The sequence below is a fragment of the Arthrobacter sp. CG_A4 genome (assembly GCF_035985125.1).
In the GTDB taxonomy this organism is placed as follows: Bacteria; Actinomycetota; Actinomycetes; order Actinomycetales; family Micrococcaceae; genus Arthrobacter.
Genome location: NZ_JAXCID010000001.1, coordinates 245,670 through 264,169, shown reverse-complemented (window position 1 = coordinate 264,169; position 18,500 = coordinate 245,670). Strand labels below are relative to the sequence as shown.

16 protein-coding genes are annotated in these 18,500 nt (G+C 66.5%); 12 read left to right on the top strand and 4 right to left on the bottom strand.

The window, feature by feature from the left end; translation table 11 throughout:
* Window positions 1-48 precede the first annotated feature (48 nt).
* The 7 genes from atpA to RCH07_RS01120 all read left to right on the top strand — a co-directional run bounded on the left by atpA (window position 49) and on the right by RCH07_RS01120 (window position 9,017).
* Complete coding sequence (gene atpA / locus RCH07_RS01150) at window positions 49-1,686, top strand: F0F1 ATP synthase subunit alpha (RefSeq protein WP_326965663.1); 1,638 nt, start codon at window positions 49-51, stop codon at window positions 1,684-1,686.
* 76 nt (window positions 1,687-1,762) lie between these two features.
* Window positions 1,763-2,656, top strand: coding sequence for a F0F1 ATP synthase subunit gamma (locus RCH07_RS01145; protein ID WP_326965617.1), 894 nt, complete (start codon window positions 1,763-1,765; stop codon window positions 2,654-2,656).
* A gap of 82 nt (window positions 2,657-2,738) precedes the next feature.
* Window positions 2,739-4,193: a F0F1 ATP synthase subunit beta gene (atpD, locus tag RCH07_RS01140; protein WP_326965616.1), complete on the top strand. Its 1,455-nt coding sequence runs from the start codon at window positions 2,739-2,741 to the stop codon at window positions 4,191-4,193.
* A 1-nt stretch (window position 4,194) separates the two neighbouring features.
* A complete protein-coding gene (locus RCH07_RS01135) occupies window positions 4,195-4,479 on the top strand; it encodes a F0F1 ATP synthase subunit epsilon (RefSeq protein ID WP_104172348.1) in 285 nt (94 codons plus the stop codon).
* Window positions 4,480-4,489: 10 nt separating this feature from the next.
* Window positions 4,490-4,921, top strand: coding sequence for a DUF2550 domain-containing protein (locus tag RCH07_RS01130; RefSeq protein WP_326965615.1), 432 nt, complete (start codon window positions 4,490-4,492; stop codon window positions 4,919-4,921).
* 5 nt (window positions 4,922-4,926) lie between these two features.
* Complete coding sequence (locus RCH07_RS01125) at window positions 4,927-6,357, top strand: alpha/beta hydrolase (RefSeq protein WP_326965614.1); 1,431 nt, start codon at window positions 4,927-4,929, stop codon at window positions 6,355-6,357.
* Window positions 6,354-9,017 carry a bifunctional lysylphosphatidylglycerol flippase/synthetase MprF gene (locus RCH07_RS01120; RefSeq protein ID WP_442784753.1) on the top strand — a complete coding sequence of 888 codons (2,664 nt, stop codon included), beginning with the start codon at window positions 6,354-6,356 and terminating at the stop codon, window positions 9,015-9,017. The genes RCH07_RS01125 and RCH07_RS01120 overlap by 4 nt, the downstream gene beginning before the upstream one ends.
* Window positions 9,018-9,109: 92 nt before the next feature.
* Here the strand turns inward: RCH07_RS01120 and RCH07_RS01115 are convergent, their stop codons facing one another.
* From RCH07_RS01115 to nucS, 3 genes are all read right to left on the bottom strand, one after another.
* The gene (locus tag RCH07_RS01115) at window positions 9,110-9,262 is read right to left on the bottom strand and encodes a hypothetical protein (protein WP_326965613.1); all 153 of its coding nucleotides are present in this window, start codon (window positions 9,260-9,262) and stop codon (window positions 9,110-9,112) included.
* Between the two features lie 674 nt (window positions 9,263-9,936).
* Window positions 9,937-10,140: a cold-shock protein gene (locus RCH07_RS01110; protein ID WP_069952225.1), complete on the bottom strand. Its 204-nt coding sequence runs from the start codon at window positions 10,138-10,140 to the stop codon at window positions 9,937-9,939.
* Window positions 10,141-10,459: 319 nt separating this feature from the next.
* Window positions 10,460-11,155 (bottom strand): endonuclease NucS, encoded by a 696-nt coding sequence (gene nucS / locus RCH07_RS01105; protein WP_326965612.1) that lies wholly within the window; start codon window positions 11,153-11,155, stop codon window positions 10,460-10,462.
* Between the two features lie 59 nt (window positions 11,156-11,214).
* Between nucS and RCH07_RS01100 the strand changes: the two genes are divergently transcribed.
* Complete coding sequence (locus RCH07_RS01100) at window positions 11,215-11,568, top strand: ATP/GTP-binding protein (protein WP_326965611.1); 354 nt, start codon at window positions 11,215-11,217, stop codon at window positions 11,566-11,568.
* Between the two features lie 23 nt (window positions 11,569-11,591).
* Entirely contained in the window at window positions 11,592-12,407 is an 816-nt protein-coding gene (locus RCH07_RS01095; protein WP_326965610.1) for an alpha/beta hydrolase, read from the top strand.
* 11 nt (window positions 12,408-12,418) lie between these two features.
* Here RCH07_RS01095 and RCH07_RS01090 read toward each other — a convergent pair whose 3' ends face one another.
* On the bottom strand, window positions 12,419-13,642 hold the full coding sequence (locus RCH07_RS01090; RefSeq protein ID WP_442784755.1) for an AI-2E family transporter: 1,224 nt from the start codon (window positions 13,640-13,642) through the stop codon (window positions 12,419-12,421).
* 271 nt (window positions 13,643-13,913) lie between these two features.
* Between RCH07_RS01090 and RCH07_RS01085 the strand changes: the two genes are divergently transcribed.
* From RCH07_RS01085 to RCH07_RS01075, 3 genes are all read left to right on the top strand, one after another.
* The gene (locus RCH07_RS01085) at window positions 13,914-15,821 is read left to right on the top strand and encodes a hypothetical protein (protein ID WP_326965609.1); all 1,908 of its coding nucleotides are present in this window, start codon (window positions 13,914-13,916) and stop codon (window positions 15,819-15,821) included.
* Between the two features lie 148 nt (window positions 15,822-15,969).
* Window positions 15,970-17,013, top strand: coding sequence for a tetratricopeptide repeat protein (locus RCH07_RS01080; RefSeq protein WP_326965608.1), 1,044 nt, complete (start codon window positions 15,970-15,972; stop codon window positions 17,011-17,013).
* The gene (locus RCH07_RS01075) at window positions 17,013-18,113 is read left to right on the top strand and encodes an NADH:flavin oxidoreductase/NADH oxidase (RefSeq protein WP_326965607.1); all 1,101 of its coding nucleotides are present in this window, start codon (window positions 17,013-17,015) and stop codon (window positions 18,111-18,113) included. The genes RCH07_RS01080 and RCH07_RS01075 overlap by 1 nt, the downstream gene beginning before the upstream one ends.
* The last annotated feature ends 387 nt before the right edge of the window (window positions 18,114-18,500 follow it).

The window sequence follows — 18,500 nt, the reverse complement described above, 5'->3', positions numbered from 1 at the left end:
TCATCGTGAGCAACGATGATCACGAAAACAGGAGAGCAGGGACTGCAGATGGCCGAATTGACCATCAACGCCGACGACGTCCGTAATGCGTTGAACGAGTTCGCGGCGTCCTACGAACCCGGAAACGCTGAGCGCGTAGAGGTTGGCCGTGTAACAACCGCAGGTGACGGCATCGCCCGTGTTGAGGGCCTTCCCTCGGTCATGGCGAACGAGCTGCTTCGCTTCGAAGACGGAACCCTGGGCCTTGCCCAGAACCTCGACGTCCGCGAGATCGGTGTGATCATCCTCGGTGACTTCGCCGGAATCGAAGAAGGCCAGGAAGTCCACCGCACCGGACAGGTTCTGTCCGTGCCGGTTGGCGATGCCTTCCTCGGCCGTGTTGTCGACCCGCTGGGCGAGCCCATTGACGACCTCGGCGAGATCAAGGCTGAGACCACCCGTGCGCTGGAACTCCAGGCGCCCGGCGTCACCCAGCGCAAGTCGGTCCACGAACCGATGCAGACCGGACTCAAGGCTATCGATGCCATGATCCCGATCGGCCGCGGCCAGCGCCAGCTGATCATCGGTGACCGCCAAACCGGCAAGTCGGCAATCGCCATCGACACGATCATCAACCAGAAGGCCAACTGGGCTTCCGGGGATGTCAACAAGCAGGTGCGCTGCATCTACGTGGCCATCGGCCAGAAGGCATCCACGATCGCTGCCGTCCGTCAGACCCTCGAGGACAACGGCGCACTGGAATACACCACCATCGTGGCTTCCCCCGCGTCTGACCCCGCCGGCTTCAAGTATCTGGCCCCGTACGCCGGTTCGGCGATCGGCCAGCACTGGATGTACGGCGGCAAGCACGTCCTCATCGTGTTCGATGACCTATCCAAGCAGGCCGAGGCCTACCGTGCAGTGTCACTGCTGCTCCGCCGCCCGCCGGGACGCGAAGCCTACCCGGGCGACGTGTTCTACTTGCACTCCCGCCTGCTCGAGCGTTGTGCCAAGCTGTCCGACGAACTCGGTGCAGGTTCGATGACCGGCCTGCCGCTCATCGAGACCAAGGCAAACGACGTCTCGGCCTACATCCCGACCAACGTGATCTCCATTACCGATGGTCAGATCTTCCTGCAGTCGGACCTATTCAACGCCAACCAGCGTCCCGCCGTCGACGTGGGCGTCTCCGTCTCCCGTGTCGGTGGCGCTGCCCAGGTCAAGGCCATGAAGAAGGTCTCCGGTACGTTGAAGCTGGAACTGGCCCAGTACCGCGACATGCAGGCTTTCGCCATGTTTGCGTCGGACCTCGACGCCGCATCGCGCCAGCAGCTGACCCGTGGCGCACGCCTGATGGAACTGCTCAAGCAGGGCCAGTACTCGCCGTTCCCGATTGAGAACCAGGTGGTCTCCATCTGGGCCGGCACCAACGGCTACCTCGACGAAGTTCCGGTTGAAGACATCAACCGCTTCGAAACCGAGTTCCTGGAGCACCTTAAGCACAAGTCCTCCATCCTGACGACGCTGGCGCAGACCAACGTCATGAGCGATGACACCGCAGAAGCCCTGAAGACCTCGATTGTGGCCTTCAAGAAGGGTTTCTTCGGCGAGGGCGACAGCCACCTAGTCGGTGCGGGGCATGAGGAACACTCCGCCATCGACGAGGCACAGGTCGACCAGGAAAAAATCGTCAAGCAGAAGCGCTAGTTTCGCTGGCAGGGAGTGCCTGGACCCTTTGGGGTTCCGGCAGTCCCTGCCACCGGGATCTTAGGAAAGGATAAGTATGGGAGCCCAGATTCGGGTCTACCGCCAGAAGATCACCTCGACGACGTCGATGCGCAAGATCTTCAAGGCGATGGAACTGATCGCTACCTCGCGCATCGGCAAGGCCCGGGCACGCGTAGCAGCTTCACTGCCTTACGCAAACGCCATCACGCGCGCCGTTTCTGCTGTCGCAAGCCAGAGCGAAATCGACCACCCGCTGGTCACCGAGCCGGAGCAGATCCGTCGGGCCGCCGTCCTGGTCATCACCTCGGACCGTGGCCTCGCAGGTTCGTATTCGGCGAGTGTCCTCAAGCAGGCCGAAGGCCTCAACGAGTTGCTCGTCGAGGAGGGCAAAGAAGTCAAGATGTACCTGGTTGGCCGCAAGGCGCAGGCGTATTTCGACTTCCGGAACCGCCCTTACGGACGCGTCTGGACCGGCGGCACGGACGCACCGGAGTTTGCCACCGCAAAGGAAATCAGCGAGGCATTACTGGCTGACTTTGCAACGGCCTACGAAGAGGGCGGCGTGGACGAGATCCACGTCGTTTATACCCGCTTCAAATCCATGGTGACGCAGGAGCCGACGGTTATCCGTCTTCTCCCGCTCGAGGTTGTCGAAGAGCAGGCTGCGTCCGAGTCGGACCTCCTGCCGCTCTACGAATTCGAGCCGGAAACAGAGCAGGTTCTTGATGCTTTGCTGCCGCGCTACATCGAATCACGCATCTTCGCGGCGATGCTGCAGGCAGCGGCTTCGGAGCTCGCTGCCCGCCAGCGGGCAATGAAGTCCGCCGGTGACAATGCAACGGACCTCATCAAGAAGTTCACGCGTCTGCGCAACACTGCCCGCCAGGCTGAAATTACGCAGGAGCTTTCCGAGATCGTGGCCGGTGCCGACGCGTTGAACGCGTCCTGACCTCCCCGAGCCCGGATCCGGCTGTACCTGCACCAACGTTGAAACTTAACCCCAACGCCATCTACTGAGTGAAGTGAGAGAGATGCCTGCCACTGCTACCGAACACGTAGCCGCGACGACCGGTGCTACCGGCCGTATTGCACGTGTTATTGGCCCGGTTGTCGACGTCGAATTCCCGGCTGACGCAATCCCCTCGATTTACAACGCCCTCACCACGGAGATTACTCTCAACGGTGAGACCAAGACGATCACGTTCGAGGTTGCCCTGCACCTCGGCGACAACGTCATTCGCGCCATCTCCCTGCAGGCAACCGACGGACTTGTCCGCGGTACCGCCGTCGTGGACTCCGGTGCCCCCATTTCCGTGCCTGTCGGCGACGTCGTCAAGGGACACATCTTCAACGTCCTCGGACAGCCGCTTGACGTGGCTGAGTCGGAACTGGAGATCACGGAGCGCTGGCCCATCCACCGCAAGGCTCCCGCCTTCGCGACGCTTGAGGGTTCCACAGAGATGATGGAAACCGGCATCAAGGTCATCGACCTCCTCACCCCGTACATCAAGGGTGGAAAGATCGGCCTGTTCGGCGGCGCCGGCGTCGGCAAGACCGTGCTGATCCAGGAAATGATCACCCGTGTGGCCCGCAACTTCGGCGGCACCTCGGTGTTCGCCGGTGTCGGCGAGCGTACCCGTGAAGGTAACGACCTCTGGGTTGAAATGGAAGAGGCAGGCGTCCTCAAGGACACCGCCCTTGTGTTCGGCCAGATGGATGAGCCGCCGGGAACGCGTCTGCGCGTTGCACTGTCCGCCCTGACCATGGCGGAGTACTTCCGCGATGTGCAGAACCAGGACGTGCTGCTCTTCATCGACAACATCTTCCGCTTCACCCAGGCAGGCTCCGAGGTTTCCACCCTCCTCGGCCGCATGCCGTCGGCCGTGGGCTACCAGCCCAACCTGGCTGACGAGATGGGTCTCCTCCAGGAGCGCATCACGTCCACCAAGGGCCACTCCATCACCTCGATGCAGGCCATCTACGTTCCCGCAGATGACTACACCGACCCGGCACCGGCCACCACCTTCGCACACCTCGACGCGACCACGGAACTTTCCCGTGAAATCGCTTCCCGTGGTCTGTACCCGGCCGTTGACCCGCTGACGTCGACCTCGCGCATCCTGGATCCGCAGTACATCGGCAACGACCACTACAACACGGCCGTCCGGGTCAAGCAGATCCTGCAGAAGAACAAGGAACTCCAGGACATCATCGCCATCCTCGGCGTTGACGAACTCTCCGAAGAGGACAAGATCGTCGTGTCCCGCGCACGCCGCATCCAGCAGTTCCTCTCGCAGAACACCTACACCGCTAAGCAGTTCACCGGCGTCGAAGGCTCCACGGTGTCCATCAAGGACACCATCGAAGGCTTCACGGCGATCTGCGACGGCGAGCTTGACCACATCGCAGAGCAGGCGTTCTTCAACGTCGGCGGCCTGGACGATGTCGAGCGCCAGTGGGCCAAGATCCAGGAACAGACCAAGTAATATGGCTGAGCTTGAGGTTGAGATTGTCGCAGCGGATCACTTCGTGTGGTCCGGAGCGGCCAAGATGGTCAAGGCCCGCACCAGCGATGGTGAAATCGGAATCCTGCCCGGCCACTCGCCCCTGCTGGCGATTCTGGCCGAAGGTGAACTGGCGATCGAGCCGGTGTCCGGTGACCGCATCGCTGTAGTGGTCGACGGCGGGTTCTTCTCCGTCGACAACAACAGGGTGGTCATAGTTGCTGACAACGCCCAAATGGGCGACGCGGCTACTGCGGGGATCCGCTAGCACGACCTTGATGAACGTTACTGGTTTTCCGTTCATCGTTCTGGCAACGATCTTTGCGTTGCTGGTACTCGCACTGTGCCTTTCGGGGGCGCGCCGCTTCAATCTGCGGCGCGCCCTCGGCACGGTGGACGCCTCCATTTGCACGGCTGGAAACAGCTGGCAGATGGGGGTTTGTCGTTATCAGGACAACGACCTGGAATGGTTCCGCCTTGCCTCGCTGAGCACGCGGCCCAAGCACAGCTTCCGCCGCAGCTCCCTGGAGCTGATCGGCCGGCGCAAACCCACCGAATCCGAGCTTGTCAATGTCCCTCCCGACGCCGTAATCGTTGAGCTCCGGTATGAAGGGCAGGAAGTCCTGCTCTCGATGAGATTCGACGCGTACACGGGCCTCTCGTCCTGGCTCGAGGCCGGCCCGGTCATCGGCGTCGGCACCTGGCGCTAGCCCCGGTGGATGTCATCGAGGACCTCCGGCTCGTCGACGGGCCGGTACTGTGGATCGCCTGGGCTGCCGGCGCGGCCGGCCTGGCCTACTTCCTGTGGCAGGCCGTCCGACGCCGCAGGCCCGGCCCGGGCGCGGCGGCATGGTTCACGGCCCTGCTCCCGGTCCTGGCCGCTGTCCTGCTTGCCGCCGCACTGCTGGCGGTCGTCCACTGGCTGCTGATTTATGTCTTCTCGGTCTTCCCCGAGGAACTTCCGTCCGAAGTCCTGGCCTGGGCCGTCGTCGTCGTCACCGCCCTGCTGCTGTGGCTCTTGCGCTTGTGGGGGAGCTGGCGCCGGACGGCTGCGGCTCCGGTGCAAGCCGGCAGCGCCGCCAACAGCGCTGCCGACGTCGCTGCCAACAGCGCTGCCGACAGCGCTGCCGCCCGCTGGCGGGCCACCGCCGTCGCAACGGTCTCCCTGCTCGGAGTCGTCCTGCTCTCCGCGGTGCAGATCAATGCCTATTTCGGGCTGAACCACACGTTGAGTGACGTTACCGGTACGGCCGTGGCGCGGATCCAGCCGCTGGAAGACGGCCTGAAGCGGGCACCGGAATCCCCGGCAGGTGTCAGCCTGTCCCGGTGGACAGCGCCGGTTGACCTGCCCGACGGCGGCGTGCTCCGGCGCGCCGGGATTCCCGGCACCGTCTCGGGGTTCCAAAGCCGTGAGGCCTACATCTATTTTCCTCCGGCGTACCAGAGCTCACCGCGGCCGGCACTTCCCGTTCTGGTTCTCTTTTCCGGTCAGCCGGGGGCTCCGGCCGACTGGCTCACCGGCGGCGCCCTGCGGAGCCGCATGGACCGCTTCGCCGCGGAGCACCGCGGCATCGCTCCGGTGGTAGTGGTGGTGGACCCGAACGGGAGTCCTTCGGGCAATACCCTCTGCATGGACAGCCGTATTGCCCAGGCCGACACCTTCCTCTCCCGGGACGTGCCGGCCTGGATCAGCCAGACCCTTGACGTGGATCCGGATCGCAGGCAGTGGGCAGCCGGCGGGTTCTCGTTCGGGGCCACCTGCGCTGTGCAGATGGTGACGCGGCATCCGGACACTTTCGGCGCGGCCCTGGCCTTTTCCAGCGAGAAGGAACCTGCCCTCGCGAAGGAACGCGACAAAACCGTGGCGGCTTCCTTCGGCGGGGACACCGAGGCCTTCGACCGGCAGACGCCGCTGTCTCTTATGAAGGAGCGCCGCTACGAGGGTCAGGCAATTTTCTTCGGCGCCGGCGTCCGGGATCCTGAATTCATCGGCTACATGGAGCTGCTCTCCGGGGCCGCACGGACTGCGGGGTTCGCCGTGGAGGCGCGCAACATTCCCAACGCCGGACATTCCTGGGAGACCGCCTCCAGGGGCCTGCCCGCCGGTCTCGACTTCCTGGCCGGCCGCTGGGGGATCCAGCCGTGAAGCCGTCACCGGCTATCGGGGCGCGGGGAACGGGCGGGTCCTCCCTCCTTGGCATCGGGCGGGAGTGCCTGCGCGGGGCCCTGGGCCACCTCGGTGCCATCCCGTTCACGCTCACGGTCCTGGCAGTCCTCCTAGTTGCCGGCGCGGCCACGGGAAGTCTGCTTTCCGGGCCGCCGGAATCCCTGCTGGATGTGGCCTCGGTCAGTGCCCCGGGACTGAAGGCGGGCCGCTGGTGGGCGCTTTTCACCTCGCTGTTCTTCGCGACGAATCCGCTGGCGTACCTTTCGGCTGCGCTGATGATCCTGGTACTGCTGGGCCTTGCCGAGCGGCAAATGGGCTCAGGGCGCACGGCCGTGTTCTTCTTCGCCGCGCAGTTCGCTGCCGTGACAATGTTCATGCTGCTGACGCAGCTTGCGCGCTTTGCCGGTGACGGCTGGCTTGGCCTGATGGTGGACGCCCGGCTGATCGGCCCGTACGCCGCCGTCCTCGCGGTGTCGCTCGCCTCCTGCGGGCTGCTGCCCACCCTATGGCAGCGGCGGCTGCGGACGGCGGTGGTTTCCGTCTCCCTGTTGCTGGTGCTTTACGTGGGTCATGCGGAGACCATTGTCGGCCTCGCCGGGGCACTGTCCGGCCTCGCCGCGGGCTGGTGGATCCAGGGCGACAAGGGCACCCTCCACCGGCACCGTTCCACGGGCCGTGAAACCCGCAACCTGCTGGCCCTCACGGTGGCGATCTTCGCCGTCGGGCCCATCCTCACGGCCACAGTCCGGACGCCCACCGGGCCGCTCGCCCTGCTGCGGGACGTTGTCCTGAACCCGCTGCCGACGCTGAGCCAGCTGGAACAGAACTGTGGCGGCGCCATCGATATCACATGCCTTGAGGCCGGCCGTGCCGGTTTCGCCGGTCCGCTTGGCCTTGCCCTGGCGGTGGTGCCGGTGGTGCTGCTGCTCATCTGTGCGGACGGCATGCGGCACGGGCGCAGGCTGGCCCTGCGGATTGCGATCATCCTGCAGCTTGCCGTGACGGCCATGGCCACCGTGTATCTGGCCCTTTTCGCTCTGATTCCGTACTACGCCGATAAACCGCGCGTCGGGGTCATGGGTTCCGGTTTCGTCCACGTGCTGCCGCTGGTGATTGTCCCGCTGGTGCTGGTGGTCCTGCTTGCGGTGAACCGCCGGCAGTTCCGGGTGGAGACGACCCCGCGGGCGCGGACGGCCCTAGCCATTGTGGTCGGCGGAACCTGGCTGGTGCTGGCGTTCGCCTATTCCGCGGCGTGGTTGGCGGCCGGCGGAATGGACCGCGACGGCGGGCCGCTGGGCCTCGCGGCCGAGCTGGCCCGCCAGTACCTTCCGCTTCCCATCCCCGGCTCCTACCGCCGGATCTTCCAGAACCGCGACGCGGTGGAGGCCTTCCTCTTCGCCTACTCCGGGATCATTTTCTGGATTGTGGCTCTGGCCGCCGTATGGCTGGTCCTGCAGCGCCGCCTGCACCGCACCGACGAGGGAGCGGGGGACCGCGAGGTGGCCCGCAGCCTGATCCGCCAGGGCGGTGACTCGCTGTCCTGGATGGCGCTGTGGGATCCGAACAAGTATTGGTTCAGCCCGGACGGACGCGGCGGCGTGGCCTACCAGCAGCACGGCAATGTGGCGCTGACCCTTGCCGGGCCGTTCGGCCCCGCGGACTCGCGCGAGGACACGGCGGCCGGTTTTATGCGCTATTGCGTGGAACATGCGCTCATCCCGTGCTTCTACTCCTGCACGGATGAGTTGTGGCCGATGCTGCGGGCGCGAGGCTTCCGCCGGGTGGCCGTGGCGCAGGAGACCAGGCTGGCGGTGCGCTCGCTCGAGTTCAAGGGCAAGGAGTGGCAGAACGTCCGCACCGCACTGAACCGGGCGGAAAAGACCGGGGTCAAGGCAGTGTGGGGGCGGTACGCGGACTTTGCCCCGGCGCTGCGTGCCCAGCTGAGCGAGGTCTCCGAGGAGTGGGCGGCGCGGAAATCCGTCCCGGAAATGGGATTTACGCTCGGAGGAATCGATGAACTTGAGGACCGGGAAGTGCTCTGTTGCCTGGCCGTGGACGCCGAGGGCCGGGTGCAGGGCGTCACCAGCTGGCTGCCGGTGTTCGACGGCGGCCGCCTGGTCAGCTGGACCCTGGACTTCATGCGCCGCCGCGGTGACGCGTTTCCCGGTGTGATGGAGTTCCTGATCGCTTCTGCCGTGCAGGAGCTGCGGGGAACGGTGGAAGTGATCTCGCTGTCCGGATCGCCGTTGGCCAGGGACCCGTCAAGGGGTGCTGGCCAGGATCCGCCCCGGGACAGCGGCCAGGTTAGCGGCCGGGGTGCCGCCCGCGACGCCGCCCGGGACAGCGGTCGGGAAGCTGCCCGGGACGTCGCCATCCTCCCCGAAGAGCCGGGAAATGACGTCCGATCCGAAGGGCTCGCCGGAATCCTTGACGTCGTGGGACGGGCGCTGGAACCGGTTTACGGCTTCCGTTCGCTGGCCACCTTCAAGTCGCGGTTCAAACCCGAATACCGGACGCTCTACCTTTACTACCAGGATCCCTTGCAGCTGCCCGCGATGGGGCGGGCCCTGAGCAGGGCCTACCTGCCGGGCCTGTCGGTGCGGCAGAGTGCGCGCCTGCTCGGGTCGCTGGTGCGCTAGTTCCGGGCCGGTGCAAAGTCGTGGATCGTGGCGTGATTCTAGCTGGTTTGAGGGCGCGGCTGGCGTTTCGGGCTAACGGCCTAGTCCCATCATCACCGTCTGGTGGCTTTGGCGTTAGTGGTGATTTTGGCTATCCGGTGGAGGCTGATGGCGGGGTCTCGCAGCGAGGCCTCGAGCCGGGGCGCGGTGCCGGCGTGCGCCATCTTGTCGGTGGACACCATCGTTGTGTCGTCCAGGAAGGTCACGTCCGGGGACCGCGGGCGGGAGCCGGATGCGGGCGTTTTTTGCGGGTGCCGGTTGCGATGCCAACTCGCGGGCGCCCATTCTCCACAGATGGCCGCCATGAGACCGCCATCCCGGCCATTTGTGGCGAATCGCCGGCATAGTGACCACCCCGGCCGCCGCCATGTCCACCTTGCCCCCAAGGTTCTGCTGGCAGCCACTAGATACCCCAAAGATCTGCCGGCCGGCCACCATGACGCCCCGCCGCTGAGCATGCTCAGTGGCGGAGCTGCTGCGTACGGCCTTACGTCCCGGGGGATGACGTCCCTGCCCAGTTACTCCGTTTCGGAAGCCGATTCAGCCCCAGGGGCCCGCGGGATTCCGGGGGACCCTGCGGTTGCCGGCCGGCGCGCGCGGGAGTAACTGGGCAGGAGCGTTGTGCCGGGGCCCTGTCACTCCCGAGGCGATGACTTCCGGTTTCACCTCCGCGATGCCCCAGAGGCCGAAGAACCGCCGCGCCCCTTACAACCACCCCGTTACCGTCGCCCCCGTAACCCCCGTAACCCCTGGCACCCCCGCCCCCCGTGACCCCCGTGACCCCCGTTAACCTTGCCCCCCACGAAAAATGATCCCCGGCATTCGTGCCGGGAATCATTTTCTGCGCGGAACGTGCCAGAGGCAGCGCCGCCGCGGCGGACTAGACCAGTGTGACGCCGGTAGCCTGGGGGCCCTTGGCTCCCTGGCCGATTTCGAACTGAACGCGGGCGTTCTCGTCGAGGGTCTTGAAACCACCGGTCTGGATCTCGGAGTAATGAACGAAGACGTCGCCATCGGCGTCGTCCGGAGTGATGAAGCCGAAGCCCTTTTCAGCGTTGAACCACTTGACAGTTCCCTGAGCCATGAATTTCTCCTCATTGTGGATCGTGTTTAAGCCCGGCACACCTCGTGCCGGACTTGGTCACTCCGCGGGAAGAACCGTGGCTGTGGGCCCGGATAATCCGGGCTTGGGCGGCAGGAGCTCCACGCTCGCAACATGTCTTGCGAGCATGAAAATACACCTACACAAAGACTCGTATAAGAATTTCATGTCATTTGCGCCAGGTCAACGGGGACAGCGGAGAATTTGACAAATATTGTCCAAGAAACGGATGAACCCTCGCCGCGGAAGAGTAGCTGCGGTGCAATTTAGCTGCGGTGCAATTCCGCTCCGGTGCAATTCCTCAGAAGAGCCTGGACTCGCTGTCATCCACGCCGCGCATGGCGTCATAGTCAAGGGTGACGCAGTCGATGCCGCGGTCGTTCGCGAGGACCTTGGCCTGTGGCTTGATCTGCTGGGCGGCGAAGATCCCGCGCACCGGTGCCAGCAGGGGATCGCGGTTGAGCAGCGCCAGATACCGTGTCAGCTGCTCGACGCCGTCGATGTCGCCGCGGCGCTTGAGCTCAATGGCCACGGTGGCGCCGCCAGCGTCCCGGGCCAGGATATCCACAGGGCCGATCGCGGTGAAGTATTCACGGCGGATCAGCGAGAACCCGGGGCCCAGGAGCTCGATCTGGTCGGCCAGCAGCCGCTGCAGGTCCGCCTCGACGCCGTCCTTGATCAGGCCCGGGTCCTGGCCCAGCTCATGGGAGGCGTCGTGCAGCTGTTCATGGATATTGATGATGAGCCGGTCATCGGTCTTCGCGGATTGGACGGTCCACTGCTCGATAACGCCGAGCTCGACGTCGACGTCGTCCGGGGAGGAGACGCGCAGCGACGCGGGTGGGCTCATCCAGTTCAGCGGCTTGTAGGATCCGCCGTCGGAATGGACCAGAACGGAGCCGTCAGCCTTGACCAGCAGGAGCCGGGTGGCCAACGGTAGATGGGCTTTGAGCCGGCCAACATAATCAACGGAGCACCGGGCTATGACTAAACGCACCCCGTCAACACTACCGTCTTGCGGGGGAGCAGGCATCCGGACTGGGGCAGAATGGAGGCATGCCCCGTTCCAACCGTCCCCGCCGAGCCGTTTCCGGTAAGGCACCCTCCGGTAAGGCCCAGAAGCCCGGAGCCAAGGGCGGTCCGGTGCCGGAGCTTGACCTTGAGCGCGCCCGCTCCGGGTTTGCGCGCCGGGAGAGCGCCCCGGACGGTGAGTGGACGGTCCGGCCGATCACGGCCGGCCGTGCCGAAAAGACCTACATCTGCCCCGGCTGTTCGACGGCGGTGCTGCCCGGTGTTGCCCACCTCGTCGTCTGGTCAGAGGATCATCTCTTCGGCACCGCCGCCGGCCTGGCAGAGCGGCGGCACTGGCATTCGAACTGCTGGACCTCACGCAGCTACCGGTATCGCTAACCGGTTTCGCTAAGCTGGACAGCATGACTTTTGACCCGGCGTCGTACGTCTTCAGCCAGCCTTCCGCACCCACCGCCATCCGTGCATCCACCGTGCTTCCGGCACGCCGCGAAAACGTGGAGCTCCGCACCGGCGACGGCCATAGGCTGGTCGGCGAGCTCGCCCTCCCGGCTGCCGGGGAGGTGCGTGCAACCCTCATCACCCTGCATCCGCTGCCGACGCACGGCGGCTTCATGGATTCGCACGTCTACCGCAAGGCCTCCTACCGGCTTCCCGCGCTGGCGGGCATCGCCGTGCTCCGGTTCAACACCCGAGGCACCGGATCGCCACGCGGCACAAGCGGCGGAACGTTCGAGGGGGGCATCGGCGAACGCCTCGACGTCGAGGCGGCCGTGAAGTTCGCCGTCGACCGCGGCCTGCCGAACCGCTGGCTGGTCGGCTGGTCCTTCGGCACGGAGCTGGCGCTGATGTACGGGGCCACGGAGCCGGTGTCGTCGGAGATCGAGGGTGCCATCCTGCTTTCACCCCCGCTGCACCGCGCTACCGACGTCCACCTCAAAGAATGGGCCGCCTCGGGCAAGCCGCTGAAAGTCCTGGTCCCGGAGCATGACGACTTTCTATTGCCGGCTGCCGCCACGGAGCGGTTCAGGCTGGTTCCGCAGGCCCGGGTTCTGGGGGTCGACGGCGCCAAGCACCTGTGGGTGGGCGAGAAGTACGCCGCCCGCGTGCTCAACGAGATCGTGGACGAGGTGCTGCCGGATGGCTCCGGCGCTGCCGGTGGAACAGCTGCCGTGCTGCCGCAGGAATGGAACGGACCCGTCGCCACCGCGCACGGCTGAGGCTACTCTTGTCAGTGCTTGTCCTGGCGGACGATGAAGAGCTCCTTGACGAGCAGCAGAATCGCAGCGGCCGTGGGGATGGCGATCAGTGCGCCCAGCACGCCGAGCAGGCTGCCGCCGGCGATCACCGAGATGACGGCGACGGCGCCAGGAACCGCGACGGCTTTCTGCATGATGCGCGGCGAGATGAAGTAGGCCTCGAACTGCAGGTAAGCGAAGTAGCAGATGGCGTAGACCACGGCCGTCTGCCACCCTGCGGTCAGGGCGATCAAGGACACGATAACGCCGGCAATCAGGCCGCCCACCAGGGGAATGAAGGCCAGCAGCGCCACCACGAAGGCAAGCAGTACGGCAAAGGGAACCCCGACGATCGACATTACGATGAAGGCAAAGGTCGCGTTTAGCAGGGCGACGACGGCCTGGCCGATCACGTAATTGCCGACCGAACCGGTGATCTCCTCGGCCAGGGCCTCAACCCGGGGACGGCGGGACCGCGGGGCCAGCCGGTAACCCCACTTTTTCATGGCCGGCAGTGCGGCCAGGAAGTACAGGCTCAGGACCAGCACGATCAGCGTTCCGAACAGCCCGTTGGCCAGGGTGGACCCGAAGCCCACGACGCCGCCGAAGATGCCGCCCATCGCTTCGGGGTCATTAACGAATTTCTGCAGTTCCTGGGTGATGCGTTCCCGCACGCCGAACTGGGTGTCGATGCTGCGGAAGAAATCCGAGTTGATGAACTCCGTGATCCAGCGCGGCGCCTCCTGCACAATCTGGGTGACCTGCTGGACGATCGTGGGGATCAGCGTGGCAAAGAATCCTGTCACGGCCAGCGCCAGGGTGGCGACAGCCACCACGATGCCCGCGGCCCGGGGGAGTTTCCTGCCCTCCAGCCAGCGCACCACAGGGTCCAGCCCCAGCGCGATGAAAAGTGCGGCCACGATCCACAGCAGCAGCTGGGTTGTGTTGGAGCCGATCCAGTAGACCAGCAGTGCGAGTCCGACGCCGACGGTCCCCATGAACCCGACATAGAGGGGGTGCTGGGCGGATATCCGCGGTCCGGGGTCGCCGAAGCGGGTGCCGGTCCCGCCCTGGGCAGCGGCCCCGTTCTGTTCCTCGGGCGGCATCTCGAAACGGAGCCGGGGCTGGGCACCCGGCAGGGGCTGGCGCAAGCGGTGGGCCACCGAGTTCAGGAGTCCTGCCAGGGCACCCCGGCGGTGCGGATCCTGATCCTGCAGACCGCGTTCCGTGCTGGCGGATTGGCTTTCTTTCTGCCCCGCGGGGGACGAATCCGTGTGTTCAGTCACTGCGTCGAAAGCCCTTTACCTCTATTAATATCCTGCGGAGCCGCGGTCACGGCCCTTGTGTGATGATCACCGCAAACACTATCAGCAGCCCTGCCAGCGCACGGATTTGCGGCCTTCGCGGGCGCCTCGGAAGGGGTTGACAAATCGTCCGATCTGACTCCTGGGTAACAAAACGGTTACTATTAGAGCTACGTGTCCGCTGATGATAGGTAATATTTTGCGTTTCAAGACTGCAGTTGCACTAGTGCTGCTCGGCCTCCTGACACTGCTGGCCGGAATCGGCCAGAAGACATTCTGGGCTCCGGCCGAGACCGTGACGGCTACCGCACCGGCCGGTGCCACCACCGCACCGCTGACCGTCTTCGACGAGAAGCTGCGGACCGTGCGCGGAGGCACCGTCAAGATCGACGTCAAGGGGGAGGGCAGCTTTATGCTGGCGGCCGGACGGCCGGACGACGTGGCGGCATGGGTGGGCAAGGCTGCCCACAACACCGTCTCCGGGGTCTCTGACGACGGCAAGGCACTGCAGCTGACGCACACCGAGGGCGAAGCCACGGCTCCCTCGCCCGCTGGCTCCGATCTGTGGGTAACCACCGAGAACGCCAGCGGCGAAATGAAGTATTCCTGGACCCCGCCGGCCGACGGCGACTGGTCACTGCTGCTCGCGGCGGACGGCACCAAGCCCGCTCCGGCGTCGATCAGCATGACCTTCCCCAACGACACCTCCACGCCGTGGGCCATTCCCTTGATGGTGCTGGGCGGCGTGCTGATCCTGGCCGGTGCCGCGCTCCTGGCTCTCAAGCCCAGGACCGGCACCCGGACGGGGACCGGCACCAACGGCGACGGCGGCCCGTCCGGCAGCCTGTTCGCCCGCCGCGCGCAGGCCCGGGCCGCTGCCCGCGCCAGTGCCCGCACTGGTGCCCGGAATTCCGCCGGCGCCACCACTGCCACCCCGGCGGTGGATCCCGGGCGCCGCCCGCAGGACACACCCGTCCCGCAGGGGAAGCCCGTCACGCAGGACACGATTGACGGCAACACCGCCAAGCAGCAGTCATCGGCGGCCGGGCGACTGCGTCGCTCGGGCGTGGTCCTCGCAGTACTGACGGCCACCGCCGTCGCCGCTACGGGCGTGGCCGCACAGGCCGGCCAGACACCGGCGCCGACGCCGGGCACCTCGTCCGCGTCGCCGTCGGGATCCGCTTCCGCCGCAGCGGTCCAGGGGGCCGACGCACCGGTGCTGGTCGATGCCCAGTTCCGCCGGATCCTCGAGCAGGTGGCCAGTGCGGTGGACGCCGGTGACGCGGCCAAGGATGCCAGCAAGCTCGCTCCCCGTGTGGCGCCGCCCGAACTCGACATCCGCACACAAAACTACAAGATCCGGTCCCAGGTTGGCTCCTACGAGGCCAGGATGCCTGTCCGCGCCACGAAGCTCCTGACCACTGTGGTCACGACCAAGCGCGGCTGGCCCCGCTCCGTCATGGCCGTCACACAGGGCGAGGGCAACGTCGTTCCCCAGCTGCTCACCCTGACCCAGACAGCCCCGCGGGAGAACTTCAGGCTCACGGGCACCACTCCGCTGCAGCCGGGAACAACGTTCCCGGGCATCGCCAAGGGCGGCACCGAGACCCTCGCTCCCGGCGACAAGTCGGGGCTGCTGTACAGCGGCGAGGAAGCGCTGGCCGGGCTGGGCGATCGACTGACCAACGCCGAATCGGCGTTCAAGGACAAGCTCGTGGAGGGCCAGTCCTCCCCGTATATCGCGGACACGCTCGCCTACCAGGCCGACGCGGTGAGCTCCGGGGTGAACGGCACCTTTGCCTTCACCCACAAGGTTGTCCCGGAGGACACCGTGGTGTTCCGCACCGCCGACGGCGGGGCGCTGGCCCTGGGCCGCCTGAACTTCGGCTTCGACGGCACCCCCAAGGCCGCCGGCGACAAGCTGACCATCGGCGACGACGCCGCAGCCCTGGCAGGCGGCAAGGAGACAAGCACCGGTATGGTGCTGAGCTTCGCCGAGTCCATGGCCGTCTACATCCCGCCGGCCGGCTCCACGGATCCGATGAAGCTGGTGGCCGCCACCCGCGGGCTCGTCGGGGCAAGCTTCAAGTAGGACGCCCAACAGTGATGTGACAGCATCACGGCGGTAACGTGACAGCAACCTAGCAGGGGAGACCGGGCCGCAGCGGCCCGGTCTTTTCTGTTGTGCTGGGAGCGGATCCGCGGGCATGGGACAGGACCGGGGTGGCTAGAGTGGAGTTATGACTTCGCCAGCTTCCCGCCCGGTCCCCTCCGCCGCCGCCAACCTGCTTAACCTGCGGGGCGCCGTCGACCTTTCCTCGCTCAAACAGCGCCCCGCGCCGCCGGCCCCGGCTGCCCCCGGCGGCGTTCCGGCTGCCCCCGCAGCAGGCGCCGGCGCGGGCACCGACGACGCGTCATTGCAGCCGGGTCGTCCGCTGCGCGTGGATGTCACGCAGGCAAACTTCCAGGAACTCGTGGAGCTCTCGGCCCAGGTGCCCGTGGTGGTTGCCCTCTGGGCGGGGTACTCACCCGGCTCGGGCGGGCTTGTTGACGTCCTGGAGCGGATCATCGACGGCTACGACGGCCGGCTCGTCCTGGGCTCGGCGGACGTCGAGGCTTTCCCGCAGCTGGCGCAGGCGTTCCAGGTAGAGGCCGTGCCCACCGCCGTGGCCGTCGTGAAGGGCCAGCCGGTGCCCCTGTTCCAGGGCGGCGCCGAGGAACAGCAGATCCGCAGCCTGCTCGACGAACTGCTCGAGGTTGCCGCCGCGAACGGCGTGTCCGGCCGCATCGGCGCCGGCGGGCCAGGCTCGGGCGGGCCGGGCGACGGGGGACCAGGTGTCGGCGAGCCGGAGGCCCCGCCGCTGCCGCCCCTGCACCAGAAGGCGTTTGACGCTATCGAAGCGGGTGACTACGCTGCAGCTGCCGCGGCCTACCGCCAGGCGCTCCTGGAGATGCCAGCCGATGCCGACGCCAAGGCAGGCCTCGCGCAGGTAGAGCTGATGGGCCGCCTCCAGCCGCTCTCGGCCGCGGATCCCGAAGTGCTCCGCCAGCAGGGGGCCGATGAGCCGGATAACCTTGATGCCCAGCTCGGCGTCGCGGATCTGGACGTCGCCGGCGGACATGTGGAGGACGGCCTGGGCCGGATCGTCGCATATATCGGGCGGAACTTCGGTCCTGAACGGGAAACGGCCCGGATCCGGCTGCTGGAGCTGTTCGACGTTGTGGGCATCCATGACCACCGCGTCGCGAAAGCCCGGCAGAACCTGGCCCGGGTGCTCTACTGATGGGTTCCGCTTTATTCACGCCGCTGGACCTGCGTTCCCTGCGGCTGCAGCACCGCGGCTGGGTTTCGCCGATGTGCCAGTACAGCTGCGAGGCGGAGACCGGGGAAGGCGTGCCCACTGACTGGCACCTCATGCATCTGGGCTCCTTCGCCACCGGGGGAGCGGCCCTCATCCTTACCGAGGCGGCGGCGGTGAACGCCGCCGGCCGGATCAGCCCCCGCGACGCGGGCTTGTACAACGATGACCAGGCGGCCGCGTGGGAGCGGATCACTGCCTTCGTCCACCGCCACGGGGCCGCGGACACCAAGATCGGCACCCAGCTGGCCCACGCCGGCAGGAAGGGCTCCTCGTACTGGCCGTTCGCCGGGAAGCAGGGCACCGTCCCGTCGTCGGCGGGCGGCTGGGACACCGTGGGACCCGGCGTCGGCGCCTTTGACGGCTACGCGCCGCCTGCGGCCATGACCGTCGGGGAGATCGACGGCGTGATCGCCGATTTCGCCGCCGCCGCGGTCCGGGCCGTTGGTGCCGGCTTCGACACGATTGAAATCCACGGCGCTCACGGCTACCTCCTGCACCAATTCCAGAGTCCCCTCGTCAACGACCGCACCGATGCCTGGGGCGGCGATGAGGCCAGCCGGAACCGGCTCACCCTCGCCGTGGTGGATGCGGTCCGGGACGTCATTCCCGACTCCATGCCGCTGCTGCTGCGTATTTCAGCCTCGGACTGGGCCGAGGGAGGCATCGACGCCGAAGCCTCGGTCCGGGTGGCCAAGGCCGCCTCCGAACACGGGGTGGACCTCGTGGACGTCTCCAGCGGCGGCGCCGTGGCGCACCAGCAGATTCCGGTGGGCCCGGGGTACCAGACGGACTTCGCCGCCCGGATCCGGCGCGAAACCGGCGTCCGGACCGGCACCGTCGGGCTGCTGACCTCGGCCGGCCAGGCCGAGCACGCCGTTGCCACCGGGCAGGCGGACGGCGTGTTCATTGCCCGGGCCGCGCTCCGCGACCCGCACTGGTGGCTGCGCGCCGCGTTCGAGCTGGGGCACGATCTGGCGTGGCCGCCGCAGTATGAGCGGGCCGTGCCCCGGCATTCCTTCTAAGACTCTCCTATGCCTGGAGGAGGACGGGGTGCCCCTTGGGTTTCCGGCACGTTGCCTTCGGTGACGACGCCGGCGGGGAATCAGGCGGAGCGGATAACGAGAGCCCTGGGCGGACTCCCCGTTCTCGGCGACGTGTCCCTGGAGGCGGGGCCGTCGGAATCCACGCCCTGGTAGGGCTGAACGGAGCCGGAAAGATGACGTTGATGCGGATCCCAACTGCTCCCACGCGGACTACCTCCACAAGCTTGGATCTTCCTGTCTTGGCTGACGAGCTTCAGTTGAGGACGCCAGCGGTTCGCCACAGATGGCCGCTATGGGGGCCCCGGGCTCCGGCACGACGCTCCCGCCAAGTTGCTTCCACGCCCGCCAGCCGGTACCCGCGGAATC